This is a genomic window from Xanthomonas campestris pv. badrii (assembly GCF_012848175.1).
In the GTDB taxonomy this organism is placed as follows: Bacteria; Pseudomonadota; Gammaproteobacteria; order Xanthomonadales; family Xanthomonadaceae; genus Xanthomonas; species Xanthomonas campestris_C.
Genome location: NZ_CP051651.1, coordinates 24,774 through 51,367, shown reverse-complemented (window position 1 = coordinate 51,367; position 26,594 = coordinate 24,774). Strand labels below are relative to the sequence as shown.

General features: G+C 66.7%; 17 protein-coding genes and 3 pseudogenes. 9 read left to right on the top strand and 11 right to left on the bottom strand.

Going from position 1 to position 26,594, the window contains the following annotated elements; all coding sequences use genetic code 11:
• Window positions 1-75 precede the first annotated feature (75 nt).
• Window positions 76-180, top strand: a pseudogene (locus HG421_RS00185) (MarR family transcriptional regulator); the annotation flags it as partial.
• A gap of 232 nt (window positions 181-412) precedes the next feature.
• Here the strand turns inward: HG421_RS00185 and HG421_RS00180 are convergent.
• The 3 genes from HG421_RS00180 to HG421_RS00170 form a co-directional block, all read right to left on the bottom strand.
• Window positions 413-1,003, bottom strand: coding sequence for a thioredoxin family protein (locus tag HG421_RS00180; protein WP_168968191.1), 591 nt, complete (start codon window positions 1,001-1,003; stop codon window positions 413-415).
• Between the two features lie 11 nt (window positions 1,004-1,014).
• The gene (locus HG421_RS00175; RefSeq protein ID WP_168968189.1) at window positions 1,015-2,535 is read right to left on the bottom strand and encodes a peptide MFS transporter; all 1,521 of its coding nucleotides are present in this window, start codon (window positions 2,533-2,535) and stop codon (window positions 1,015-1,017) included.
• A gap of 436 nt (window positions 2,536-2,971) precedes the next feature.
• Window positions 2,972-3,868 carry a tryptophan 2,3-dioxygenase gene (locus HG421_RS00170; protein WP_168968187.1) on the bottom strand — a complete coding sequence of 299 codons (897 nt, stop codon included), beginning with the start codon at window positions 3,866-3,868 and terminating at the stop codon, window positions 2,972-2,974.
• A 482-nt stretch (window positions 3,869-4,350) separates the two neighbouring features.
• Here HG421_RS00170 and HG421_RS00165 point away from each other — a divergent pair, with 482 nt between their 5' ends.
• From HG421_RS00165 to HG421_RS00145, 5 genes are all read left to right on the top strand, one after another.
• Window positions 4,351-7,932 (top strand): lamin tail domain-containing protein, encoded by a 3,582-nt coding sequence (locus tag HG421_RS00165; RefSeq protein ID WP_168968185.1) that lies wholly within the window; start codon window positions 4,351-4,353, stop codon window positions 7,930-7,932.
• Between the two features lie 176 nt (window positions 7,933-8,108).
• The gene (gene pdhA, locus HG421_RS00160) at window positions 8,109-9,197 is read left to right on the top strand and encodes a pyruvate dehydrogenase (acetyl-transferring) E1 component subunit alpha (protein ID WP_168968183.1); all 1,089 of its coding nucleotides are present in this window, start codon (window positions 8,109-8,111) and stop codon (window positions 9,195-9,197) included.
• On the top strand, window positions 9,190-10,260 hold the full coding sequence (locus tag HG421_RS00155; RefSeq protein ID WP_168968181.1) for an alpha-ketoacid dehydrogenase subunit beta: 1,071 nt from the start codon (window positions 9,190-9,192) through the stop codon (window positions 10,258-10,260). Before pdhA ends, HG421_RS00155 begins: the two co-directional genes overlap by 8 nt.
• A gap of 1 nt (window position 10,261) precedes the next feature.
• Window positions 10,262-10,645, top strand: coding sequence for an SH3 domain-containing protein (locus HG421_RS00150; RefSeq protein WP_168968179.1), 384 nt, complete (start codon window positions 10,262-10,264; stop codon window positions 10,643-10,645).
• Window positions 10,642-12,288 (top strand): dihydrolipoamide acetyltransferase family protein, encoded by a 1,647-nt coding sequence (locus HG421_RS00145; protein ID WP_168968177.1) that lies wholly within the window; start codon window positions 10,642-10,644, stop codon window positions 12,286-12,288. The genes HG421_RS00150 and HG421_RS00145 overlap by 4 nt, the downstream gene beginning before the upstream one ends.
• Before the next feature lie 252 nt (window positions 12,289-12,540).
• On the opposite strand, the gene xopW is transcribed toward HG421_RS00145, so the two are convergent.
• Entirely contained in the window at window positions 12,541-13,221 is a 681-nt protein-coding gene (gene xopW / locus HG421_RS00140) for a type III secretion system effector XopW (RefSeq protein ID WP_168968175.1), read from the bottom strand.
• Between the two features lie 313 nt (window positions 13,222-13,534).
• On the opposite strand from xopW, the pseudogene HG421_RS00135 reads away from it, so the two are divergent.
• Window positions 13,535-13,825, top strand: a pseudogene (locus HG421_RS00135) (2-oxo acid dehydrogenase subunit E2); the annotation flags it as partial.
• A gap of 613 nt (window positions 13,826-14,438) precedes the next feature.
• Window positions 14,439-15,716, top strand: coding sequence for a DEAD/DEAH box helicase (locus HG421_RS00130; RefSeq protein ID WP_168968173.1), 1,278 nt, complete (start codon window positions 14,439-14,441; stop codon window positions 15,714-15,716).
• 280 nt (window positions 15,717-15,996) lie between these two features.
• Here HG421_RS00130 and HG421_RS00125 read toward each other — a convergent pair whose 3' ends face one another.
• From HG421_RS00125 to HG421_RS00105, 5 genes are all read right to left on the bottom strand, one after another.
• On the bottom strand, window positions 15,997-16,329 hold the full coding sequence (locus HG421_RS00125; RefSeq protein WP_168968171.1) for a DUF6172 family protein: 333 nt from the start codon (window positions 16,327-16,329) through the stop codon (window positions 15,997-15,999).
• Window positions 16,330-16,503: 174 nt separating this feature from the next.
• Complete coding sequence (locus HG421_RS00120) at window positions 16,504-17,421, bottom strand: oxidoreductase (protein WP_429001903.1); 918 nt, start codon at window positions 17,419-17,421, stop codon at window positions 16,504-16,506.
• A gap of 21 nt (window positions 17,422-17,442) precedes the next feature.
• Window positions 17,443-20,535: an efflux RND transporter permease subunit gene (locus HG421_RS00115; RefSeq protein WP_168968167.1), complete on the bottom strand. Its 3,093-nt coding sequence runs from the start codon at window positions 20,533-20,535 to the stop codon at window positions 17,443-17,445.
• Window positions 20,532-21,644, bottom strand: a complete 1,113-nt coding sequence (locus HG421_RS00110) for an efflux RND transporter periplasmic adaptor subunit (protein WP_168968162.1) — start codon at window positions 21,642-21,644, stop codon at window positions 20,532-20,534. The genes HG421_RS00115 and HG421_RS00110 overlap by 4 nt, the downstream gene beginning before the upstream one ends.
• Window positions 21,645-21,722: 78 nt before the next feature.
• The gene (locus HG421_RS00105; RefSeq protein ID WP_168968160.1) at window positions 21,723-22,340 is read right to left on the bottom strand and encodes a TetR/AcrR family transcriptional regulator; all 618 of its coding nucleotides are present in this window, start codon (window positions 22,338-22,340) and stop codon (window positions 21,723-21,725) included.
• Window positions 22,341-22,428: 88 nt separating this feature from the next.
• Between HG421_RS00105 and HG421_RS00100 the strand changes: the two are divergent.
• Window positions 22,429-23,903: pseudogene (locus HG421_RS00100) on the top strand (efflux transporter outer membrane subunit); the annotation flags it as partial.
• A 437-nt stretch (window positions 23,904-24,340) separates the two neighbouring features.
• Here the strand turns inward: HG421_RS00100 and HG421_RS00095 are convergent.
• Window positions 24,341-24,772, bottom strand: coding sequence for a VirK family protein (locus HG421_RS00095; protein ID WP_168968157.1), 432 nt, complete (start codon window positions 24,770-24,772; stop codon window positions 24,341-24,343).
• Window positions 24,773-25,177: 405 nt separating this feature from the next.
• Complete coding sequence (locus HG421_RS00090; protein ID WP_168968156.1) at window positions 25,178-26,587, bottom strand: FAD/NAD(P)-binding protein; 1,410 nt, start codon at window positions 26,585-26,587, stop codon at window positions 25,178-25,180.
• Window positions 26,588-26,594: the final 7 nt, after the last annotated feature.

Here is a 26,594-nt window from a genome sequence, read left to right as displayed (position 1 = left end):
AGAAGGTGGCGCAACGCGCCGGATGAGGGCCGCTCACACGGCGAGCAAGACCGGCGCTCCGTTGATCAGATGGCACGATGGCTGATGTCGATCTTCAGCGCCGAAGCGCAGCAGTTGCTGGAACGCCTGATCGACCGGCTGGCCAAGGACGGGCTGCCGCGCATGGCCGACAAGGACTGACGGCACGCTCGCCCCCATCCGCCCTGCGGGCACCTTCCCCCGCCAGCGGGGGAAGCAAGCGCTCGGGCCGAGGAAGGACACGCTCCGGCCAACGCATAACCAGCCACACTCCCTTCTCCCGCGCGCGGGAGAAGGTGGCGCAACGCGCCGGATGAGGGCCGCTTCTCGGCGAATCCTCGCAGACACCGGCCGGCCACACGCTGACGCGCACAGACCGCACCGCGGGACTCGCTCAGGCCTGCGGCGGTGCCCACTGCTTCAAGAAATCGAACAGCTTCTTGCGGTCGAAGCCGTCGCCCTTACGCAGCTCCGGGCCCGCCTGGGTGGTCAGCAGCTTGCCGTCGTTGTCCAGCACCAGCAGCGAGGGAGACTCGTTGAGCTGGGCGAACTGCGACAGGAACGCGGCGTTTTCGTTGGCCGCATCGCGGTTGACCTTGACCACCACGAAATTCGCATCGCGGAAGCTGCGCAGTTCCGCATCGCCGCCCATCACCTCGTCCAGCGCCTTGCACGGCTCGCAGGCGGCGTTGCCGACATTGAGCACGATGCGCTTGCCGCCACGCTTGGCTTCGACCTTGGCCGTTTCCAGGTCCGCGGCCGGGTCGCGCGAGGGGTCGTACTGCGCATTGAGCGCGGCCGCCGCGGCGATGTCGGCGGCGGTGGGCGTGTTGCCCGAGGACACCGGCTGGCTGGGATCGGCGCTGGGCGGCTTCTGCATCGATGTGTCCAGCGGCCGCGGCGCTTCCTGTGGCTCGGACGACTGCCCGCAGGCGCTCAACAGGCCGGTCAGCAACAGGCCACAGACAAGCGGTTTGATCGGCATCGCGTTTCTCCTCACTTCACACCATGCATGAGTTTGTTGATCAGCGGCGCGATCAGGAACAGCAGCGCGCCGGCGCCCACCAAGGCCCAGAACCCGAAGGTATACCCGCCCAGCGCCGAGGACACGCTCATGCCTTCGTTCCCGCTGACATGGCCGGCAAAAATGCCCGACAGGTTGTTGCCGATGCCGGTGGACAAGAACCAGCCGCCCATGCCGAACCCGACCAGGCGCACCGGGGCCAGCTTGGTCACCATCGACAAGCCGATCGGCGACAGGCACAGCTCGCCCACCGACTGGATGACGTAGACCATGAACAAGGTCCAGAACGGGATCTTGCCGGCATCGTTGACCAGGCTGGACAACGCAAACATCAGCAGCAGGAAGGCCAGGCCGTTGAACAACAGGCCCAGGCCGAACTTGCGCGGAATCGACGGATTGAAGCGGCCGGACTTGACCCAGATCCAGGCGATGACCGGGGCCAGCGCGATGATGGCGATCGAGTTGACCGACTGGAACCACGCGGTCGGGAAGGTCCACTCGCCAAAATTACGGTTGACGATGTTGTCGGCCAGGAAGGTGAACGAGCTGCCGGCCTGTTCGAAGAACATCCAGAACAGCACGTTGAAGGCGAAGATGATCAGCATCGCGATCACCTTGTCGCGCTGCACCTTGCCCTCGCGGATGCCTTCCACCAGCAGCATCACCGACAGGCCGACGAACAGCACGGTCAGCACGATCTGCAACACATCCGCGCCCACGGCAAGCAGGAAGTACACGCCCGGAATCGCCAGCAGGCAGCCCACCAGCACCAGCAGCACGCGGCCCAGGCCCTGTGCGTTTGGTGCCGGTGCGCCGATGCCCTTGAGCTGGACGCGGCCGAACCAGAACCACACCAGGCTGATCAGCATGCCCACGCCGGAGGCCATGAACACCATCTTGTAGGACGGCATGGCTTGGGTGCCGAACACCTTTTCGGCCAGCAACTGGGTCAACACCGGCGAGATCATCGCGCCCAGGTTGATGCCCATGTAGAAGATGGTGAAGCCGCTGTCGCGGCGCGGATCGGCCACCGAGTACAGCTTGCCCACCATGGTGGAGATGTTGGGCTTGAACAGCCCGTTGCCGACCACCACGGTGGCCAGGCCGATCTCGAACATGGTGTGGTCGGGAATGGCGATCAGGAACAGGCCGGTGGCCATCACCGCCGCGCCGACAAGGATCGAACGCTGGTAACCGAGCACGCGGTCGGCCACGTAGCCGCCGAAGATCGCCGCCGCATACACCAGCGCCAGATACGCGCCATAGGTGCGCCCCGCCGGCGCCTGGCCGGCGGCATCGCCGCCGAAGAACTGCGCCACGATGTACAGCACCAACGCCCAGCGAATGCCGTAGAACGCGAAGCGTTCCCAGAATTCGGTCATGAACAGCAGCCACAGCGGCCGCGGATGGCCCAGCAGCGTGGGGAACTCGGGAAGCGCAGGCGGCTGCGGCGGATTGGAGGCGGATGTCGGCGCGGCAGCGTCAACGCTCATAGGGGTCCCTTGCGTATTCAGGAATGGCTGGGGCACCAGGGCGAACCCCGGGGCGACGCGCGAGGATCACTTAGACGTCATGTACGCGTCAAATTCGCCGGAGTCGGCGGCTTGATGACGGTAGAGGGGAACTGCGGATTTTCGTTGGGGGACTGGGGACTGGGGACTGGGGACTGGGGACTGGGGACTGGGGACTGGGGACTGGGGATTGGGGATTGGGGATTGGGGATTGGGGATTGGGGTTGCATGAGTCTTGGCTGTCTTACCGGCAGACCAGGGATGACGCTGCCCTTCCCCATGCCCGGCGTCTGGTCCCGGCCTCCACACGACCGACAGGCTGCCGGACACGATCGAACCTCTGCACCGCCTCCCTTCTCCCGTGGGGAGAAGGTGCCCGAAGGGCGGATGAGGGGACGACGTCGCCGGGCGGCCCTGATCAGTCCTTTGCAGCGTCCGCATTGCCCCGCGGCGTCCGGCTGTCCATACCCACCGAGGTGCGCACGTCGAACAGTTCCGGGAAGAACGTCAGTGCCAGTGCCTGCTGCAGGAAGCCCACGCCGCTGGAGCCGCCGGTGCCGCGCTTGAAGCCGATCACCCGCATCACCGTGCGCATGTGGCGGAAGCGCCAGAGCTGGAACTGGGTTTCCACATCCACCAGGTCCTCGCATAGCGAATACTCGCGCCAGTAGCGGTCGGTGTTTTCGTAGATGCGTTCGAACACCGGCCGCAAGGCGTCGTCGGCCACATGCGCGGCGGTCCAGTCGCGCGCCTGGTAGTGCTGCGGAATTGCATGCCCGAAGCGCGCCAGGTAGCGCAGGAATTCCTCGTACAGGCTGGGCGCTTCCAGCACCTCGCGCAGCCGCGCCTGGCCCTGCGGGTCGTAGGCGAATACCTGCAGCATCTGCGGGTTCTTGTTGCCGAGCAGGAACTCGATGTAGCGGTACTGCAACGACTGGAACCCCGACGACGGGCCGAGCACATCGCGGAAGCCCATGTATTCGCTGGGCGTGAGCGTCTCCAGCACCGACCACTGCTCGGTGAGCTGGCGCAGCACCTGTTTGCTGCGCGCCAGCACCTTGCGGCATTGCCAGACCTCGTCGCGCTGCAGATGCACGATGGCCGCACGCAACTCGTGCGCCAGCAGCTTCAGCCACAGCTCCGAGGTCTGGTGCTGGATGATGAACAGCATCTCGTCGTGATGCGCCGGCTCGGACAGGGGCTGTTGCGCGGACAACAGCTGGTCCAGCCGTAGATAACCGCCGTAGGTCAGCCGCCCCTCCAGATCGGTGTGGATGCCGGGTTCCAGGTCACGCAGGTTCTTGTCGACGGGCATGGCGGGTGCAGATGGATCAGGCCGGCCAGGGTAGCGCGCTGGCGGCAGCTTGGCAGCCGCTGCGGATTCGGGATTCGGGATTCGGGATTCGGGATTCGGGAATGGCGGATGGCGGATGGCGGATGGCGGATGGCGGATGGCGAAGCGTATTCGGCCAGGGAATCCCGCCGGCCTCGGCTGGCTGCTTGCAGCCCGGCGGGATTCTCTGAGCGGATCGGAGTCAGCGAGATACCTGCGCAGGTGCCTCGTAGAAAACCCGTATGCACGAGTGGCACGCCCAGGCGTCAGCCTCGGGCCCGCTTCTTTTCACCTTTGAACCACTCAGTGCGGGTCCGGCGCGGTCTCGGCCACTGCGCCGCTGTCACCGTATCGTCAACCTAGATCTGCAAATTCATGCAGAATCGAACGGCGCTGCCGGCCAGGGACGTGGCCGGACCAGGGGAGCGTTTCACGTCTCAAGGATCCCAGGGGACTCTCATCTCATGCCAGTGTTGCAGTGTCGTGCAGCCTTACTTTTGTGTGGGCTGGCGCTAGCCGGCCATGCCAATGCCCAGGTCGTCATCAGCCAGGTTTACGGCGGTGGCGGCAATAGCGGCGCCACCCTCCGCAGCGATTTCATCGAGCTGCACAATATCGGCAGTACCACGGTCAGCCTGGATGGCTGGTCGGTGCAGTACGCCTCGGCCGCCGGCAGCAGCTGGCAGGTCACCCCGTTGGCAGGCAGCGTGCCGGCCGGCGGCTATTACCTGGTCAAGCAGGCCGATGGCAGCGGCGGCAGCGTGGCGCTGCCCACGCCCGATGCCACCGGCACGCTGGCCATGAGCGGCACCGCCGGCAAGGTGGCGCTGAGCACCACGGCGGGCGCGCTGAGCGGCACCTGCCCCACCGGCAACGCCGATCTGGTCGGCTATGGCAGCACGGCCAGCTGCGCCGAAGGCAACGCACCCACGCCGGCTCCCAGCAACACGCTGGCGGTGCTGCGCGGCAACGACGGCTGCACCGATACCGACAACAACGCAGCCGATTTCGCCACCAGCGCGCCGGCCCCGCGCAATAGCGCCAGCGCTGCGCGCCTGTGCAGCGGCGGCGGCCAACCGATCGCCACGCTGGCCGATGTCAGCCAGGCCGAAGGCAACAGCGGTAGCCGCAGCGTCGTGTTCACGCTGAGCCTGAGCCAGCCGGCCGGTGCCGGCGGGGTGGGCTTCACCGCTGCCACGGTCGATGGCACCGCCACCGACGGCAGCGACTACGTTGCCTTGCCCGCCACCAGCCTGCGCATTGCCGCTGGCGAGCGCACGGCCACCATCGCGGTGGATGTGCTGGGCGACACCATCGCCGAGCCGGATGAAAGCTTCCGCCTGCAGATCAGCGGCCTCACCGGCGCGCTACCGGCCACGCTGAGCGCCACCGGCACCATCGTCAACGACGATTTCAACCTGCTGCCGATCCACGCCATCCAGGGCAAGGGCGCCCGCTCGCCGCTGGACGGCCAGGTGGTGGCCACCTCGGGCATCGTCACCGCGCGCCGCAGTGCCGGGTTCTTCCTGCAGGCCCCGGATATTGAGGCCGACGGCGACCCGTCCACCTCCGAGGGCGTCTACGTCTACACCGGCAGCGCACCGCCGGAAGCCGCCGCCATCGGTAACCGGGTACGCGTGCAGGGCACGGTGATCGAATACGTGCCCAGCGCCGACCCGACCCAGCCACCGCTGACCGAGATCGGCGGCAGCGTCACCGTGCTGGCCGATTCCACCGGCAACCCCTTGCCGTCCCCGGTGATGCTGCGCCCCGACTTCCCCAACCCCAACGGCGCCTATGACCAGCTCGAAGCGCTGGAAGGCATGCGCGTGGCCGCCGCCAGCCTCACCGTCAATGCGCCCACCGGCGGCAGCGTCAACGAGACCAATGCCACCGCGACCAGCAATGGCGTGTTCCATGCGGTGGTGACCGGCGTGCCGCGCGCCTTCCGCGAGCCGGGCGTGCAGTTGCCCGACCCGCTGCCGGCCGGCTCGCCTGCCGGCGTGCCGCGCTGGAACACCAACCCGGAAGTGATCGCCGTCGGCAGTGCCGGCGTCGGTGGCGAGCGGCTGGATCTGGCCTCCGGCTGCCAGGTGTTCGATGTGGTCGGCCCGCTGGACTACAGCTTCCGCCGCTACACGCTGTACCCGGAGCGCACCCCGCAGGTGGTCTGCAACGATGCGGATAAACCGCGTCCGGCACCACTGCCGCAGGCCGACGATGTGGCCGTGGCCACCTACAACATGGAACGCTTCTTCGACGACCAGAACGACCCGGCCATCGGCGAACCGGTACTCACCCCGGCCGCGTTCCAGGCCCGCCTCAACAAGGCCTCGCTGGCGATCCGCAACTACCTGCACGCGCCCGACATCCTGGGCACGGTGGAAGTGGAAAACCTCAGCGTGCTGCAGACCCTGGCCGCGCGGGTCAATGCCGACGCGGTGGCCGCCGGCCAGCAGGATCCCAAGTACGTGGCGTATCTGCAGGAAGGCAATGACGTTGGCGGTATCGACGTCGGCTTCCTGGTCAAGACCGCCGAGGTCGCCGGCGGCGTGCCGCGCGTGGAAGTGCTCTCCATCGCGCAGGAAGGCAAGACCACCACCTGGACCGAGCCGGCCGGTGGTGTCAGCCTGCTCAACGACCGCCCGCCGCTGGTGCTCGCTGCCAACGTGCACCAGGCCGACGGCCGCACGCTGACGCTGACCGCCATCGTGGTGCATCAGCGCTCGCTCAACGGCGCCGAGACCGACGATGCCGCCGGTACCCGCATCCGCGCCAAGCGCCAGGCCCAGGCCGAGTATCTGGCGCGCCTGCTGCAGACGCGTCAGCAAGTGAATCCTGACGAAAAAGTGCTGGTGATGGGCGACTTCAACGCCTTCGAGTTCAACGACGGCTATGTGGATGCGATGGGTACCGTCACCGGCAAACCGGCGCCGGATGCGCAGACCGTGGTGGGCGGCGATGGCGCCGATCTGGTCGACCCGGACTACACCGACCTGACCTGGTTTAACACGCCCGACCAGAGTTACTCGTACGCCTTCGACGGCAACGTGCAATCGCTGGACCACATCCTGGCCAGCGATGCGCTGATGCGCACGCCGCAGATCGCCTCGTTGTTGGTCGGCCATGCGCGCATCAATGCCGACTTTCCCGGCACCGCGCGCAACGACGCCAATACGCCCACGCGCTTGTCCGACCACGACCCCACCGTGGTGTTGTTACGCATGAGCAAGCAGGTCAACGCGGACCTGGGCGTGGCGGTGAGTGCTGCGCGTCCCGAGGTCACCGAAGGCGAGCGCATCGAGTACACGGTGGATGTGGACAATCGCGGGCCGGAGAGCGCCGCGTTTGCCGCAGTGGCCTTGGCATTCGATGCCGCGGTCAGCCCGCGCGTCAGCGCTGCGCCGGGTTGGGTGTGCCAACCGCCGCAGACCGGTGCGCAGACCGTGGTTACCTGCACCATCGCGTCGCTGGCGCCTGGCAATGTGCAGCGTTTTTCGGTGCAGGTGGAGGCCGGCGCCGCACTGGCCGGTCGCGCGTTGCTGCTGGCAGCGTCGGTGGCTTCGCAGACCCCCGATCCGCGAGCAGACAACAACACCGGCACAGCCAGCGTGACCGTGCTGGCGCAACCCCGCAGCGACCTGGCGGTGCGTTTCGACGGCCCTGCCAGCCTGCCGACCACCGCCTTCAACGCCAGCTACAGCGTGCTGCTGAGCAATATCGGCGCCGCACCGGCGCAACGCCCCAGCCTGGTGATCGAAGGCAATACGGTGTCGGCGTTGTCGCAGTTGGTGGCGCAGCAGGGCTGGAGCTGCGACAAGCAGGTGCAATCGCTGCGCAGCGCGCGCTTCGTCTGCAGCACTGCAGCGGTGGTGCTGCCAGGCGCGCAGGCCGCCTTCCAGCTCACCGTAGCGGCCAAGCCCGTCCCGGCCGAAGGCGCGGTGCGGGTGCAGGCCACGGCCAGCTCCAGCTCGCCCGATGCCAATCCGGCCGACAACACTGCGCTGATCGTCACCCCGATCGGCGGAGGCGCTGGCCGCCGCTGATCGCACTGCACCACGTCGCAGTGTCTTACTGCGACAAAGGGCGCGGCCTGGTCCGCGCCCTTTTTTTGTGCACGCCAGCATCCTCGTGTGCTGCGGTGCAGGACAGCGTTTTGCTCCGCCGTCCTTAACATGGCAACTCATATCATTTGAAACTTCTTGATGAAGGTGTCGCCGCAATGAGCGTAGCCGCGCAGTTCCAGATCGACTATCTGCAATACATGGACGCGGACGGCAATCTCGTCCGCGACGACCTGCCGGCCGACGCCGCCAACCCGCAGACCCTGCTGGCGCTGTTCAAGCGCATGCTGTTCGTGCGCACCTTCGACAGCAAGTCGGTCGCCCTGCAGCGCACCGGCAAGCTCGGCACCTATGCTGCCAGCCTGGGCCACGAAGCCACCCACGTGGGCATCGGCGCGTCGATGCGCCGCGGCGACGTGTTCGCGCCCAGCTACCGTGAATACGGCACCATGTTCGAACGCGGCGTGCGCCCGCGCGATGTGCTGCTGTATTGGGGCGGCGACGAGCGCGGCAGCGATTACCCGCGCAATGCCGATGCGGCGATCGACTTCCCGATCTGCGTGCCGATCTCCACCCAGTGCCTGCATGCGGCCGGCTCGGCGCTGTCGTTCAAGCTGATGGGCAAGCCGCAGGTGGCGGTGGCCTGCTGCGGCGACGGCGGCAGCTCCAAGACCGACTTCTATGCCGCGCTCAATTCGGCCGGCGCCTACAAGCTGCCGCTGATCCTGTGCGTGATCAACAACGGTTGGGCCATCTCGGTGCCGCGCGCGGCGCAGACCGGTGCACAGACGCTGGCCCAGAAGGGCCTGGCCGGCGGCCTGCACTGCCTGCAGGTGGATGGCAACGACCTGATCGCCGTGCTCGAAGCGATGCGGCAGGCGCGCGAGCGCGCCCTGGCCGGCGACGGCGGCACGGTGATCGAGTTCATGACCTACCGACTGACCGACCACACCACCGCCGACGATGCGCGCCGCTACCGTGGCGAAGACGAGGTCAAGCAGGCCTGGGCCCGCGAACCACTGCTGCGCCTGCGCCGCTATCTCACCGCGCAAGGCCTGTGGGACCAGGCGCAGGAAGAGGCCTGGAAAACCGAATGCGGCGCGCGTATCGACGAAGAGGTCAACGCGTACCTGAACACCCCGGTGCAGCCGGTGGAAGCGATGTTCGATCACCTCTATGGCGACCCGCCGGCCGACTTGCTGGCCCAGCGCGCCGAAGCGATGGCCATGGAGGCGCGTCATGGATGAGCTCAAGCATGTGCCCGCCGACACGTCGCAGCACGCCAGTGCTCCTTACAACGCCGCTGCCACGCGCGGAGAGATCGCCATGAGTTCGCCCATCACCCTGATCGAAGCCATCACCCAGGCGCTGGCCTGGGAGCTGGAACACGACCCCGCGGTGCTGGTGCTGGGCGAAGACGTGGGCGTCAATGGCGGCGTGTTCCGCGCCACCGCCGGCCTGCAGCAGCGTTTCGGCAGCGAGCGCGTGCTGGATACCCCGCTGGATGAAACCACCATCGCCGGCCTGAGCGTCGGCTTGGCCGCACAGGGCATGAAGCCGGTGGCCGAAGCGCAGTTCGATGGCTTCGTGTATCCCATGGTCGATCACCTGATCTGCCACGCCGCACGCCTGCGCAACCGTACCCGCGGGCGCCTGCATTGCCCGATGGTGCTGCGCGTGCCGTGGGGCGGCGGCATCCGCGCGCCGGAACATCACAGCGAAGCCAACGAAGCCATCTTCACCAACGTGCCCGGCTTGCGCGTGGTGTTGCCGTCCTCGCCGCAGCGCGCCTACGGCCTGTTGCTGGCCGCGATCCGCGACCCGGATCCGGTGATCTACATGGAGCCCAAGCGCATCTATCGCCAGTACAAGGAAGTGGTGGCCAACGATGGGCAAGCGTTGCCGCTGGATGTGTGCTTCGTGCTGCGCGACGGCACCGATGTCACTCTGGTCACCTGGGGCGCGCAGGTCAAGGAAGCGCTGGAAGCGGCCGACAAGCTCGCCGGCGAAGGCATCAGCGCCGAAGTGATCGACGTGGCCACGCTGCGCCCGCTGGACTTCGACACCATCGCCGAATCGGTGGCCAAGACCGGCCGCTGCGTGATCGTGCAGGAAGCCCCGCGCACTGCCGGTTTCGGGGCGGAAATCGCCGCGCGCCTGGCCGAGCAGTCGATGTACGACCTGGTGGCGCCGGTCGAACGCGTCACCGGTTACGACACGCATATCCCGCTGTTCCGGCTGGAAATGAAGTACCTGCCGAGCGTGGAGCGCATCGTCACCGCTGCGCGGCGTGCGGTGGCTGCCGGCTGACATGCGCGCCCGTCTGCTGTGCGAGCACCGCGCCGCCTACGCCAACCCGGTCCGCTTCCAGGCAGGCCAGCAGGTCAGTGTCGGTGTGCGCGACGAAGAATGGCCCGCGTTCGCCTGGGTCACCACCGATGGTGGCCGTGCCGGCTGGGCGCCGCTGGCCTGGCTGCGCCCGTTGGGCGAGGGCATGGCCGAAGCGCTGCGCGATTACGACGCACGCGAACTCGATGCCCAGGCAGGCGAGGACGTGTTGCTGCATCACGAACACGGTGGCTGGTGGTGGTCCGAGCGTGCCGATGGCGCGCAGGGCTGGCTACCGGCGGCCGACCTGGAACTCCTCGAAGACACCCTGCCGCCATTGCCGGCGGCACAAGAGAATCTGCCATGAGCCAAAGCAAGACGTTTCACCTGCCCGACCTGGGCGAAGGCCTGCCGGATGCCACCATCGTCGAATGGTTCGTCGCCGAAGGCGACAGCGTGCGCCTGGACGACCCGCTGGTGTCGATGGAAACCGCCAAGGCGGTGGTCGAGGTGCCTTCGCCGTTCTCCGGCACCGTGGTCAAGCTGGCCGGTGCGGCCGGCGATGTGATCGTGACCGGCGCCATGCTGGCGCAGTTCGCGCTGGATGCCTCGCAGCCGCAGCGTGCCGATGGCCAGGACACCGGCCACGGACATGGCCATGGTGGCGCGCAGGCGCAGGTGCATACGCCCAGCACCGGCCAGAGCGCAGCCGGTCCCAGCGAGCGCGTGGTCGCCTCCGACAATGGCGGTGAGATCGCCGATGCGGACGCCGATGCCGATGCGCCGGGCGAGCGCGACGACGCCGGCACCGTGGTGGGTGCCATGCAGAGTTCCAACACCGTGCAGAGCGAACAGGCGATCACCATCGGTGGCGTGCGCGCCATGCCGGTGGTGCGTGCGCTTGCGCGCAAGTTGCGCGTGGACCTGGCACAGGTGCGCGCCACCGGCCCGGACGGCACGGTGACGCTGGCCGACGTCAAGCAGGCCGCGGCCGCGGGCACCGCGCGGCAGCCCTCACCCGGCGCGCAGGGCGCGCCGACCTCTCCCGCCAGCGGGAGAGGTGGCCCGAGCGCTGAAGGTGGGAGAGGTGGCCCGAGCGCTGAAGGTGGGAGAGGTGGCCCGAGCGCTGAAGGTGGGAGAGGTGGTCTGCTCGGTGAAGGTGGGAGAGGTGGTCCGCTCGGTGAAGGTGGGAGTGGTGCAGATGGAAAAGCCGATGGCATCGCTGCCGACCGCAGAGATCGACCGGCAACGGCGACCCTTCTCCCGCCTGCGGGAGAAGGTGCCCGCAGGGCGGATGAGGGCAGCTCTACCCGCTCGCCGCTGTCGGCCAGCGGCAAGCCGATGCGCACCCAATCGCCCGGCACCAGCGTCAAGGGCCAGCCCGAACAGCTCAAGGGCGTGCGCCGCAACATGGCGCGCGTCATGGCCGATGCGCACAGCAAGGTGGTACCCACCACGCTCAACGACGATGCCGACCTGCATGCGTGGCAGCCGGGTAACGACGTCACCGTGCGCCTGGTGCGCGCCATCGTGCGTGCCTGCCAGGCGGTGCCTGCGCTCAACGCCTGGTTCGATGGCGATGCGCTCAGCCGCACCCTGCATCCCCAGGTCGATATCGGCATCGCGGTGGATACCGAAGAAGGCCTGTTCGTGCCGGCGCTGCGCAATGCCGACATGCTCGACGCGCACGGCATCCGCGAAGGCGTGAACCGGCTGCGCCAGCAGGTGGAAACCCGCAGCATCGCCGCCTCCGAACTCAGCGGCTACACCATCTCGCTGTCCAACTTCGGCATGTTCGCCGGCCGCTACGCCACCCCGGTGGTGGTGCCGCCGTGCGTGGCGATCGTGGCCGCCGGCCGCGCGCGCTACCAGCTGGTGCCGGTGATGGGCGGCGTGGAGACCCACAAGGTGATGCCGCTGTCGCTGACCTTCGACCACCGCGCGGCCACCGGCGGAGAAGCAGCGCGCTTCCTGCGCGCGCTGCTGGACGACCTGGCGTTGGCCGACTGAGCGCTCGCGCGGCGGCCTCGACGGCTCGCCGCGCTGCCTGAAATAGGACGCTCTATCAGAAACCGCCAATGCTGGCGCAAACGGATGCATGCAAATACCAGGTACACCAGAGCGATGCAGCTGCTGATTCCACTCATCAACCGTGCCGGCAGCCGTGCAACATTCCTGTGTGCCTGGCGACCGAATTTCCTATGAGTATTCCGCAGCTTCATCTAGTAGCCAAGCCTGGTTGCAGCGCGCACCTTAGCCGCTTCAACTGTCGCTACTAGAAGCACCGCCTTTTTCTTCCGCTGCAGCAGCCTCCAACTCACGAAGATGATTTATCCTGTCGTTCCTTGGCTCATTTAGTTTCTGGTGTTGATAATTCAGACCAGGGAAGAACCGGTTGCCCTGGCGGGCATCGGACTTAAAATTTTTATATTGCTTCAGAGCAATCGCCCCCTCTCTCTTCCTTTCCTCCTCACTCCCTATAGTTTTAGTATAAGCAGGATCTCCTTCCTTGATGAACTTCTTGATAACCTTGGGCAATTTTTCTTTGTAGCTGTCGTAAAGGCGCTCCGCAGCCTTGTTCCCGTTCGTCTGAATCATCAATTCCCTATTTTCAGAAGAGGGTTCGTATTTAGCCCCCGGATATTTTTCTTTTCGCTCCCTTGTATCGAGGGGAACGAAATGGGGATCTCCTGGGGAGAGCTTCCCTTCTGGGGTGAGATCTCCTATAGCGCCAACCCAACTTGCGAATCTGACCCGCCCTGCAAGACGGCTACGCGGTACATCGGCCAAGCCTTCTAGCACGGGGTTCATCTGGTCTTGCCGAGAGGTCCCGTGTGATTGTTGCTGCGTGCTGCGTGCTGCGTGCTGTTGGCTGCTGGCTGCGTCCGTGTCGGAGGAGACGGGAGATGGAACATGTGCGTTGCCGATTGAATTTGGTTTCATGAATACACCTCTTCGATTTGACAAACGGTTTAAACACCGGATCGGACCTGGGCAATCCCAAGCAGCGCGTTTTTGCGCGGACATAACCAAGGCTACGCCAGCCGACATCATGTATCTACGGGACCTCATAGCTAGAACTCAGAGGGTGCCTCCACTGGACATAGTGGAAATAGGAGACTCCCATCGAACAGCTATAGAGACGTTATTTATTTAAAAAGAGTGCCCCGATTAAGATATTGGCTTTCAGCCTACTCTTGCTCCATCGACGGCATGGTTGACAAGCGCAAGTTTGCATATTCTTGCGAACTAGCCGCCGGGCGTCGTCGCCAAGGGCCAGCCCGAACAGCTCAAGGGCGTGCGCCGCAACATGGCGCGCGTCATGGCCGATGCGCACAGCAAGGCGGTACCCACCACGCTCAACGACGATGCCGACCTGCATGCGTGGCAGCCGGGTAACGACGTCACCGTGCGCCTGGTGCGCGCCATCGTGCGTGCCTGCCAGGCGGTGCCTGCGCTCAACGCCTGGTTCGATGGCGATGCGCTCAGCCGCACCCTGCATCCCCAGGTCGATATCGGCATCGCGGTGGATACCGAAGAAGGCCTGGCTCGAGGACCTGGCACTGCCGCAGTAAAGCCGATCTGCAACAACGGCGGATGCAAGCGCCGGCGCAGCGATGCGTCGGCGCCTGACACCCGCGCTGCAGGGCTGCATCTGCAGACGACGCAACAGGATGCGAATCGATCGATTCCACGCATCCGCAACACTCACGACACCCGACGTTCGCTCGCTGCCAGCTGCCGCGCACGGCCGGTCGCACGGTGCGGCGGTGATCGCATCGACCAGGCGGCGGGCGCGCAACGTTGTCCCGGATGAACACGCGCGTCGGCGATCGATGCACGGATGGAATACGGGCAGCGCTCCGCAACGGCGTGCACTCTGATCCAGGCGCTTACATCACACCTGCGACGTGCCTACCACTGCACGCGGCCATCGTGCATCCCGCTGCTGGTCGGCGCTGGATGAAAGATGGCCTGCACGTAGCGTCGCGCGGGCGCTGCAGCGTCACAGCGGCTAACAAAAACGACTGCGTAGCCGTCGGGCGGGCGCGGCCGGTGCCCGCAATCCTCATACACTCCGATTCTGAGCGCGCCGTCCAAACACCTGACAACTGCTCGCCAGGTCCTGTCAGCCGCTCTAAATGCCGGATAATCGCCGCATGTCATTTGCCCACCTCTCGCTGTCGCCACAGCTACTGCCGTTTTTCGAGACCGCGCTGCGTCAGGCCGGCCACCCCACGCCCACGCCCATCCAGCAGCAGGCCATCCCGCCGATGCTGGCCGGGCGCGACCTGATCGCGATGGCGCAGACCGGCTCGGGCAAGACGCTGGCCTATGCGCTGCCCTTGCTGCAGCAACGCCTGCTCGCCCCGGACACGGCTCCGCGCGTGCTGGGTGCGTTGGTGCTGGTGCCCACCCGCGAACTTGCCGCACAGGTGGAGGCCACGCTGCGCCAGCTGGCCGCGCACCTGCCGCGACGGCTCAAGATCGTTGCCGCCACCGGCGGCAGCTCGATCAATCCGCAGTTGCTGGCGCTGCGCGGCGGTGCCGACATCGTGGTCGCCACGCCCGGCCGGCTGCTGGACCTGGTGGAGCACAACGCGCTGCGCCTGGGCGAAGTGACCACCCTGGTGCTGGACGAAGCCGACCGCCTGCTGGACCTGGGCTTCGGCGCCGAGCTCGATCGCATCCTTGCGCGATTGCCGGCGCAACGGCAGAGCGTGCTGGTGTCGGCCACGTTTCCGCCCGCCATCGCCGCGCTGGCCAAGCGCCGGCTGCGCGACCCACTGCGCATCACCGTCGAAGCGACACCAGAGCAGGCGCCGGGGATCGCGCAGCGCGCCATCACCGTGGATGCCGCCCAGCGCACGCAGCTGCTGCGCCAGTTGCTGCTCGATCACGGCTGGCCGCAGCTGCTGGTGTTCGTCGCCAGCCGGCACACCGCGGAAAAGGTCGCTGAAAAGCTGGAGAAGGCCGGCATCAGTGCACAACCGCTGCACGGCGAGTTGAGCCAGGGCCGCCGCGAACGCACGCTATCGGCCTTCAAACAGCAGACCGTGCAGGTGGTAATCGCCACTGACCTGGCCGCCCGCGGCATCGACATCGTGCAGCTGCCAGCGGTAATCAACTACGACCTGCCGCGCTCCACCGTGGATTACACCCACCGCATCGGCCGTACCGCACGTGCCGGCGCCAGCGGCGTGGCGATCAGCTTCATCACCGCCGACAACGCGCAGCAATGGCGGTTGATCGAAAAACGCCAAGGCCTGCGTATCGCCGCCGAGGTGATCGCCGGCTTCGAACCCGCGCCCAGCGACGCACCTGCCCAAGACACGCCGACACGCGCAGCCGATGACAACGGCGGCATCAAGGGCAAGCGGCCCAGCAAGAAGGACAAGCTGCGTGCAGCCGCGCAGGCCGCGACCAAGCCGGACTGACCCGCGCAATCGCGCGGCACATCGTGTTGCGGATGGCGTTGTTCAAATCGACAGTCGCGCGCGGTCACCAGACCTGGTGACCGCACAGCTGGCGCGCAATGTTGGCTCGCCGCACCACGCCATAAGGCCGCAAACGCCGCCCTGCGCGAGGCGTGCCGGGAATGTGGAGAACAGTGGCCAGGCAGCTGCGCAAGGCGCGCAGATTGGCCGTTTCGGGGCACCGGCTGCGCCTCCTGACGGCGGCGCATCATCCAGTCATTGGATCATCCGAGAACCGCGTTCAGTCCTGCTCGAAATCCAGCTCGCCACCGGCCAGCGCCTGGCCATCGGCACGCGGGGTGCGTTTGGCGGGCTTGCGCAGGATTTCCACGAAGAACTGGTCGCCACCGTCACCGGTGAGCGCATTGATCGAGCGGATCAGCTCTGCCGGCGGCAGCGGCTGCGCGCTGGCCTCGTCCACGCCGAAGCGCATGTCGAAATCCCAGTAATCGGCCCCTTCCGGCAGGTCCTTGCGGCGCTCGCGGCGGATGTACTTGCGGATATCGTGCTTGCTGGCTTCCAGCAGACGATCGCGGTTCTTGCCTTCGAGGTTGAGCTGATAGGTCTTGCGCATGGCGACTTGGTTCCGGAACTGGCCGCCTATTGTGAGGCAAGCCGGCATTGCGGGTGAATCCGGCGTCATCCGGCGCCCTCGACCGGTCCCATGGACGGTGGCGGCGTTGCCATCTCGGCGCCGGGTGGCCTCATCCTGGCTGCACGGCCACGTCCGCAGCCTCAACCCGCTGACTCAGCCCAACCCCAGCTGCTTGCGCAGGCTGCCATCCACCGCACTGGCGGGCAGGAAGCGGCGCAGCTTGCTCAGCAGCGATGCCTGGCCGGGGGGCGTGCGACGCATGCGCCAAGTACCCAGCGCGGCGTCCACCACGGTGCTGGCCACGTCCTGCGGTTCCGGCGCGTTGTCGAGATGGCCGGTGACCGCACGGCTGACCACCGCACGTTCGCGGTCGTACTCGGCAATCGGGATCTGCGCCACTGGCGAATTGCTGCCCAGGCTGGTCTTGGTATACGCCGGCTCCACCAATGTCACCCGGATACCGAACTGGCGCAGCTCATGGTCCAGCGATTCGGACAGCCCTTCCACTGCGTGCTTGGAGGCGGCGTACACGCCCATGTACGGCGCCGGCAGAAATCCCAGCACCGAGCTGACGTTGACGATGCGTCCTGCGCGGTTGGCGCGCATGTGCGGCGCCACCGCCTGGATGGTGCGCAGGATGCCCAGCACGTTGGTATCCAGCAGCGCGGCGGCCTCTTCGACGCTGGTTTCTTCCACCGCACCCATCAGGTTGACGCCGGCATTGTTGACCAGCACATCGAGGCGGCCGCTATGTTCAACGATGCCATCGACGACGCGTTTGATGGACGCCGCATCGCGGACGTCCATCTCGACCAGCTCCACATTCGGCAGCGGCGTCGCGTTGGCGCGATTGCGCACCGTGCCGTAGACGATGCAGCCACGCGCGGCAAAAAGTGCAGCGGCAACGCGCCCGATGCCGGACGACACCCCTGTGATCAGCACCACCGTTTTCTGTTGCATTGCAGGTTCCTTGGATGAAAGAGAACAGCGTGCGATCTCGCGCCGGGGCCGGGGGCCGGCAACGCGCATCGATGGGAAAGGAGGCAGGCATTCATGCCTGGGCAGCGGCATCGCTGCCGCCGCCCAGGCGCCTCATGCGTGCTGTGCCACCGCAGGCGTATTGCCGGTGATGTCGGGCCGGATCTTGAACCAGATCGAATACATCGCCGGCAGGAACACCAAGGTCAAAATGGTGCCGGCCAGGGTGCCGCCGATCAGCGTGTAGGCCAGCGTGCCCCAGAACACCGAATGGGTGAGCGGGATGAAGGCCAGGATCGCCGCCAGCGCGGTCAGGATCACCGGCCGTGCACGCTGCACGGTGGCTTCCACCAGCGCATGGAACGGGTCCAGCCCCTCGGCTTCGTTGTGATGGATCTGCCCGATCAGGATCAGCGTATTGCGCATCAGGATGCCCGACAGCGCAATCAACCCGACCAGGGCATTGATGCCGAACGGCTGCTGGAACAGGATCAAGGTGGGCACCACGCCGATCAGGCCGAGCGGGCTGGTCAGGAACACCATCACCATCGCCGAGATCGAGCGCACCTGCAGGATGATGATGAGCAGCGTTGCGGCCAGCATGATCGGGAACAACGGCAGCATCGCGGTGGTCGCCTTGCCGGATTCCTCGATGGAGCCGGCTTCCTTGATCTGATACCCGCTGGGCAATTTGTCGATGATCGGCTGCAATTGCTTGGTGATCGCCGCCGAGACATCCGGCGGCTGCAGCTGGTCGTCGACATCGCCGCCCACGGTGATCGTCGGCACCCGGTCGCGGCGGCGCATGACCGGCTCTTCCATGCGTACATCCACCTTGCCCACCTGCGACAGGGGCACCCGTTGGCCATTGCCACCGGCCAGGGTGAAGTCGGCGATGCGCGCCGGATCGAAGCGCGTGTCGCCGGCCGAACGCGCCACCACCTGCACGCTGCGGATATCCTCGCGTACCAGCGTGATCGGCACACCGGTCAGCAGGAACTGCAACTGCTGGGCAACCGCGGTCGAGGTCAGCCCCACTGCCTGCAGGCGGTCCTGGTCCAGGCTGAAATGCAGCGTTGGTGTGCGCACGCCCCAATCGGTGTTGACGGTGCGCAGCATCGGGCTGTCCTGCATGACCTGCTTGACCTGCGCGGCAATGCCACGCAGCACCTGCGGGTCGGGACCGCTCACCCGGTAGGCCACCGGAAACTGCGAGTAAGGACCGAAGGTCAGCTGTGTCACGCGCACGCGCGCTTCCGACGCCAGCCCTTGCGCGATCGCCTCACGCAAGCGCAGCTTCAGTGCATCGCGCTCGTGCTGGTCGTCGGTGCGGATCACGATCTTGGCGAACGAGGGGTCCGGCAGTTCCGGGCCCATCGCCAGGAAGAAACGTGGCGCACCCTGACCGATATACGCGGTCACGATCTTGGCTTCCTTCTGCCTGGACAGCCAGGCTTCCACCTTGGCCGCCGCCGCACTGGTCTGGTTGATCGAGGTGCCGTACGGCAACTGCACTTCGACCAGCACTTCGGGTCGGTCTGAGATCGGGAAGAATTGCTTCTTGACGATGCCCATGCCGACGATCGCCAGTACGAACAGCCCCACCACGGAACCTGCGACCAGCCACTTGCGTGCGACAACGCGCGCCAGCACAGCGCGGAAGCGGTTGTAGCGCGGCGTGTCGTACATCGCCGCGTGGCCGCCTTCGATCTTCTTCAGGTCGGGCAGCATCTTGACGCCCAGATAGGGCGTGAACACCACCGCCACCACCCACGACACGATCAACGCGATACCCACGATCCAGAACATGTTGCTGGTGTATTCGCCGGCGGTGGAGGCGGCGAACCCGTTCGGCATGAAGCCCACCGCCGTGACCAAGGTGCCGGACAGCATCGGCGCGGCGGTGTGGCTCCACGCATACGCCGATGCGGCAACGCGGCTATAGCCCTCTTCCATCTTCACCACCATCATCTCGATGGCGATGATCGCGTCGTCCACCAACAAGCCCAACGCCAGGATCAACGAGCCCAGCGTAATGCGGTCGAAGTTCTTGCCGGTGGCCAGCATCACCACGAACACCGCCGCCAGCGTCAGCGGCACGGCCGCCGCCACCACGATGCCCACCCGCCAGCCCATGCTGACGAAGCACACCAGCATCACCACCAGCAGCGCGACGAAGAATTTGGTCATGAACTCGCCGACCGACGCGTCGATGTTGACCGCCTGGTCGGTGACCTTGCTCAGGCTCATGCCCAGCGGCAGCTCGGCATTGATTGCGCTGACTTCGCTGTCCAGCGATTTGCCCAGGTCCAGGCCGTTCCAGCCATCGCGCATGATGATGCCCAGCAGCAACGCCGGTTCGCCGCCACTGCGGATCATGAAGGTGGATGGATCTTCGTAACCGCGTTTGACGGTGGCGATATCGGACAGTTTGAGCGTGCGGCCCTGCACCACCAATGGGGTGTCGCGGATCTTCTGCAGGCTGTCGAGCGCGCCATCCAGGCGAATGAACACCTGCGGCCCGCGCGTTTCCACCGAGCCAGCCGCATTCAACGCGTTTTGCGCGTTGAGTGCGGCGAACACGTCCTGCGGGCTGACGCCCAGCGTGGCCAGACGCTCGTGCGAGAACTCGACAAAGATGCGCTCGGGCTGCTCACCGATGATGTTGACCTTCTTGACGCCCGGCACGTGCAGGATGCGCTGGCGCAGGGTCTCGGCATCGCGCGCCAGCAACCGCTGCGGCTCGCCCTTGGCCTTGAGCGCAAACAGCGCAAAGGTGACGTCGGCATATTCGTCGTTGATCATCGGCCCGATCACCCCGGCCGGCAGATTGCCCACTTCGTCGCCGGCTTTCTTGCGCGCCTGATAGAACTGCTCCTGCACCTCAGCGGGCGGGGTGCTGTCCAGCAGGGTCAATGTGGTGAACGCCAGGCCGGGACGCGTATAGGTTTCGGTGCGGTCGTACCAGCGCAGTTCCTGCATGCGCTTTTCGAGTTTTTCGGCCACCTGGTCCTGCATTTCCTGCGGCGTGGCGCCCGGCCAGGCGGTCACGATCGTCATCACCTTGATGGTGAATGCCGGGTCTTCGGCACGCCCGAGCTTGAGAAACGCCACCAGGCCGGCCAGCGAAATCAGGAAGATCAGAAACAGCGTGATGGAGCGCTCGCGCACGGCCAGCGCCGACAGATTGAAGCGGCCCTCGCTCACGGCTGCCCCCCTGCCGCCTTGGCGGTGTCGCCAGCAATGCGGACCTGCGCACCGTCGCGCAGCAGATGCGCACCCAGGGCCACGATGCGTTGCCCACGCGCCAGCGTGCCGGCAACATTGGCATGGTCATCGTCCAGGCCCAGCACTGTCACCGGGCGCCAACTCACCTTGGTCGGGTTGCCGGCGATCACCCATACGCCCGGCCCCTTGCCGGCATCGAACAGCGCGGCCAGCGGCACCTGCAGGCCGGCCTGGGTGCCGGCTGCGCTGGCGCCGGGAACGCGCACGCTGACGGTGGTACCGAGCGGCGCCTGCGCCAGCGCGCCCTCGAGCACATAGCGCGCCTCGAAGGTGCGGGTCAGCCGGTCGGCGCTTTCGGACAACTGGCGCAGCGTGGCCGGGACGGTCACGGCCGCGTCGCCAAACAGCGTGGCCTGGGCCACCGAGCCGACCTGCGGGCGCAGGGTTTCCGGCAGCTGGATCACCGCCTCGCGCGGGCCGGCGTGCGCCAGCCGCACCACCGGCTGCCCGGCCGCCACCACCTGGCCCGGCTCGACCAGGGTTTCCATCACCACCCCGTCGGCATCGGCCAGCAGGTCGGTGTAGCGATTGGCGTTGCGGGCAACATCGGCCTGGGCCTGGGCGGCGCTCAGCTGCGCCTTGGCGGCATCGGCGGCCGCCTTGATCTGGTCATAGGCCGAGGCCGAGATGGCACCCGTGCCGCGCAGATCGCGGTACCGGGCTTCATCGTCGGCGGTCTGCTGGGCGCGGGCGCGGGCAGCGGCCACCGCATCCTGCTGAGCACGTGCGGCCAGTTGCAGATCCACCGGGTCGATGCGCATCAGCGGCTGGCCGCGCTTGACCCGCTGGCCGGCATCGACCAGCCGCTCGGACACCTTGCCGGCAACCCGGAAACCCAGATCGCTCTGGACCCGGGCCGCGACGGTGCCGGAAAAACTGCGCGCCGCCGCATTGGCGTCGCCCACCGTGGCCACCCGGACCAGCGGGGTGGCGGTGCGTGGATCGGGCGGTGCCTTGCCGCCGCAGGCACTCAGTGCCAGCGGCAGGACACACAGGACGGAGCTGACAACAAGGCGATGCCGAAGCATGGGAATCCCGGAGCGATCTGGTGAAGGCTCGCATCCTGGGACTTGTGACCAAATACGTCAATAGTCACAACCAACTTTTTATGGCGAGAGGCTGCGCAACACCAGGCCCGACAGCAGCGCAGGCATCTCTTCGACCTGCTCCAGGCTGTACTGGAGCATCGCCGGATTCATGTACGGGCGCAGCACCGCGTAGACCGCCTGGGCAGCTTCGTCCAAGGGTGTCTTGCGCTCGAAATCGCCGGTCTGGCGGCCTTGTTGCAGCACATCGTGGACCAGCTTCTGCATGCGGACCTCATAGGCCAGGACCGATTGCCAGCGCTCGATGGCGGCTGATGCCGCAATCTCATAGAGCTTGCGGTCCTGGAAGCACAGCCGCAGGCTGGCTTCGGTCGTCACCTTGAAAAGCCGACGGATTTTCTCCGGCGGCAGCTCGGTGTCGTCCAGGGCGGCGCGGACCTCGGTCTCGATCTGGCGCATGCAGTTGGTGCAGATCGATTCGCCGATGGCCTGCTTGGACTCGAAAAACTTGTAGATATAGGCCTTGGAGAACCCGATCGCCTTGGCCAGATCCGAGACCGACGTCTTTTCATAGCCGTAGCGGCTGAAATGGTCGGTGGCGGCAACGACGATCTGGTCGCGCACGTCGTGATCGGCCGGGCCCCGGCCTGAAATGGGGTAGCTGGATGCTTTGTTCATTTCGACAGCTTAGCGCTGTCGCTCCCGACTTACAAAAGTGACCATTTCGTATTACAGTCACTCACCGCCTTGCCACTCTGGTCCCGTCATGCCGCCACTCCGCACCCTTGCCGCGCTTATCGCCGCCAGCCTCGCCGCAGGCTGTGCGGTTGGCCCCAACTACGTGCGCCCGGACGCGCCCCTGCCCGAGCACTATCTCGGTCAGGCCGCCCTGGCTGAACGCCAGGCCAGTGCCCAGGCCGATCTGGCCACTTGGTGGGCCGGCTTCAACGACCCGGACCTGAGCCGCTACGTCACCGCCGCGCTGGCGCAGAACCTGGATCTGGCCCAGGCCACCGCGCGGGTGACCCAGGCGCGCGCCGGGCTGAGTGCCGCCACCGCCGCGTTGCTGCCTTCGGGCAACATCAACGGCAGCGCCACGCGCGCCTACCAGTCGCTGGAGACGCCGCTGGGCCAGGTGCTGAACAGCCTTCCCACCTTCGATCGCTACGCCAGCATCTACGAGGCCAACCTGGGCGCCAGCTGGGAGCTGGACCTATTCGGCGGCCTGCGTCGCGGGCGCCAGGCCGCATTGGCCGACTACCAGGCCAGCGAAGCCGGTGCGGCGGCCACCCGCCTGGCAGTGGCCGCGCAGACCGCCGACATCTACATCAGCATCCGTGGCCTGCAGGCGCGCCTGGACGTGGCCCGCCGCCAGGTCGCCACCCAGCAGGGTCTTGTATCGATGGTGACGCTGCTGCACGACAAGGGCCTGGCGGCAGACCTGCAGCTGCAGCAGGCCCGCGGCGCGCTGGCCCAGGCGCAGGCCACGGTGCCGGGTCTGGAAGCCGGCCTGGTCGCAGCGATGAACGCGCTCGATGTGATGCTGGGCGTCGTGCCCGGCACCCACCATGCCGAGTTGGCGGCGAGCAAACCCATCCCGCTGGCGCCGCAGATCGCCGACAGCGGCGCGCCGGCCGACCTGCTGCGCCGCCGTCCCGACCTGATCGTGGCCGAACGCCGGCTGGCTGCGTCCAACGCACGCATCGGCGTGGCGATGGCCGAGTACTACCCCAAATTCTCGCTGAGCGGCTTGCTTGGCAGCGCCACCGCCATCTCCGGCGCCAATCTGTTCACCGGCGATGCCGCCCAGGCGTCCGGCGTGCTGGGGCTGCGCTGGCGGCTATTCGATTTCGGCCGCATCAACGCGCAGATCGCCCAGGCCAAAGGTCAGGAAGCCGAGCAATTGGCGGCCTACCGGCTGGCGGTGCTGCGCGCCACCGAAGATGTCGAAAATGCTTTCGTCGCGCTGGTCAAACGCGAGCAGCAGGCCAGCGTGCTGTCGCAGGGCGTGGACGCCCTGGGCAAGGCGCGCGGCGCCTCGGCACTGGCCTATGAGAAAGGCACGGTCAGCCTGATCGAAGTGCTGAACGCCGACGACAACCTCCTGCGTGCCTCCGATGCGCAGGTGCAGGCACGCACGGAAGCTGCGCGCAGTGCGGTGGCGACGTTCAAGGCCTTGGGTGGCGGTTGGCAGACCAGAGATGAAGCGGTGGCGGTGCAGTAGCACCAGCTGCTGACGCCATGACGTACAACGCAGCCGATCGCCAGCGTTTGTGCAGGTGGTGCTTGCATGCGTCTGTATCTGCTGACCATACCCCACGCGTGGCTGCGCCGCGTACCCTCACCCCAACCCCTCTCCCGCAGGAGAGGGGCTAAGGCTGCGCGCGCTACTCCCGCACAGTGGACAGACATCCCTCTATCCCCGCACCGTGAGGAGATATCCCTTCTCCGGTCGGGACACCTTCCCCTCCTTCATGGAGGGGAAGGTGTCCCGCAGGGGCGGATGAGGGTACGTGCGCAGCCTCGAGTGCCTGCGCAGCGTGTTACTCCCTCACGGGCGTCGCAACGCCACGTTGCGCTACACCATCGCAAGTCCGAACGTATGACGTCGAGGCGTGCCGCTTCGACGCACACCTCCGAGCGTCCAACACATGTAGCGCGTCGCGCCTTGACCGCACTCAATCGGCATGGAAACGGATGCCCTGATTGATCGCGCATTGATACGCCAGCATCGGTCCGCGCTGCTGCAGTGCCGGCAGGTCGTACATGTAGGTGGTGAAGCGCACGCTGCCATCCGGGCGCAGTTGGTAGCGCATGAATTGCTGGATCGGCTTGCCGTCGTTGGCCACGGTGAAATGCGAGCCGGAGAACGCGGTCGTGCCGTCTTCGGTGATGCGGTAGGCATCGATATGGCGGCCGCCGCGGGTCTGGCTGGCCGGCGTGCCCTGTTCGGGCGTGCAGCGACTGAGATCGGTGGTCAGGCTGACGTCGTAGCCGGCTTCCAGTGCGGCGATGACATCGGCACGCGAATTGAGCGATGCGCTGGCCATCGCAGGCACGGCACAGGCACTGAGCGCAGCGGCAAGGACAGCGGGAGCAAGACGGGGCATGGCGAACTCCAGGCAGAGGGAGGGAATCGGGCACCCTGGACATCGGATCGTCCGGGGCGATCACCATGACCCAGTCCTGCCCGAGGATGCGCGCTGCACTACGCATCGCGCCGCATGTTTGCGCTGTTCGGCAAAGCGCGTGCTCTGATGCACAGTTCTGCATATGCCACGCGCACAGAGCCGTTCTACACTCGCTGCGCATCGGCATGCATGCACGCCGATATGCAGGCTCACTGACGCAGTCACGCCACACCAGATCGGCGAACACGCGCCGGACGAAGTGATGATCACCACATCGCAGTTCTGGCCACGGCAACACAGACCGTGGGCTCGCGCATACCCTCTCGCATGCAGGCATGCGAACCACTCACCGACGCGCCCAGAACAATGCCAAACACCGCCGGCCTACAACCGTGCGTTGACCTCGCGCGGCAGCTGCCCGGGTGCTGGCTGTAACGCCGGCGTGGCGCCTAGCAGCAGGCGGTCGGCCAGGGCGCGCGCGGCCACGCGCAACTCGGGAACGGCGGTGATTTCCCAATAACGCCCACGCAGCAGCGGCCCCACGCAGTACAGCCCCGGCACGATCTGCCCGGTGCCATCGCGCACGCGCAGTTGCGCATCGGTATCCACGCCCAGCCCCAGTGGGTCGGCGCGCAGCAGGCCGGCTTCGCGCATGCCGGCGATCAATGGGTCGCTGGTCCGGTCGATATCGGTATCCAGGCCGGTGGCGCGAACAACCGTGTCGAACCGCAACGTCTGTGCATCGGCCGCACCGCGCGCGCGGATCACCGCTTCCACGCCATCGGGAACCCAGCGCGCACGCAGCAGCCGCGCAGCGACAACCTGCAGCTGGCCGCCGGCCTGCAATTGCGCCAGTTGCTCCGCCGCGCCCGGCGCCACCCGATGCCGCACCACTTCCCAGTACGGGCGCAGATGGCGCAGGAAGCGCGCACGCTGCGGCAGTTCCAGGCGCTGCCACAGCGGCTGCAGATGCGGGCGCAGCGCATCCACCACGCGCCGCCAGTCGTCCACCACCGCGCTGAGTTGGCGCACACCGCGCAACAGGCCGCGCAGGTCGGCGTCCTTGAGCGCGCGTTGCAGATGCGGCGGCAACTCCAGCGGTGCGCCGGGCTGGCGCAGATGCGCCTGCGGCGCGAGCCCGCGCCGCGAGATCGCCAGCAGCCGCCCCTTGTGCCCGCGTGCGTGCAGGGTCAGCGCCACATCGACCATGGTCAGGCCCGCGCCGACGATCAGCACATCGTCATCCGGCGACAGCCGCGCCAGCGCATCGCCCTGCCACGGCCAGCCGATATAGCGCGGATGCACGCTCAGGCGTGGGCCGATACCGGCCAGCGCCTGCGGCTGCAGCCCACCCACCGCCAGCACCACGCGGTCGCTGTGGAAGGCATCGCCATTGGCCAGGAAGACGCGAAACCCCTTGCGCACCCGCTCCACCGCCACCGCCTCCTGCGACAGCCGCACGATCGAGGCCTGCGCGCTGCTCACTGCCGCATCCAGTTCGCTGCGCAGATAGTCGCCATAGGCCAGCCGCGGCAGGAATTCCAACCGCCCGCTGTCGCCCAGATGCAGCGTGTCGGCAAACGCACCCGGCGCCTGGGCATCGATGCCCAGATCCTTGGCGCGCACATTGAGCAGGTGCTCCGGTCGCGCGGCACCATACGCAATGCCGCTGCCGAAGGTATCGGCCACGCCGACCAGCGTGATGCGCACCTGTGCGTCGGCCGTCTGCGCCAGTGCACGGACCAGCGCGGTGCCGCAGAAGCCTGCACCGATGACGGTGATATGGGTCTCCATATTCAAC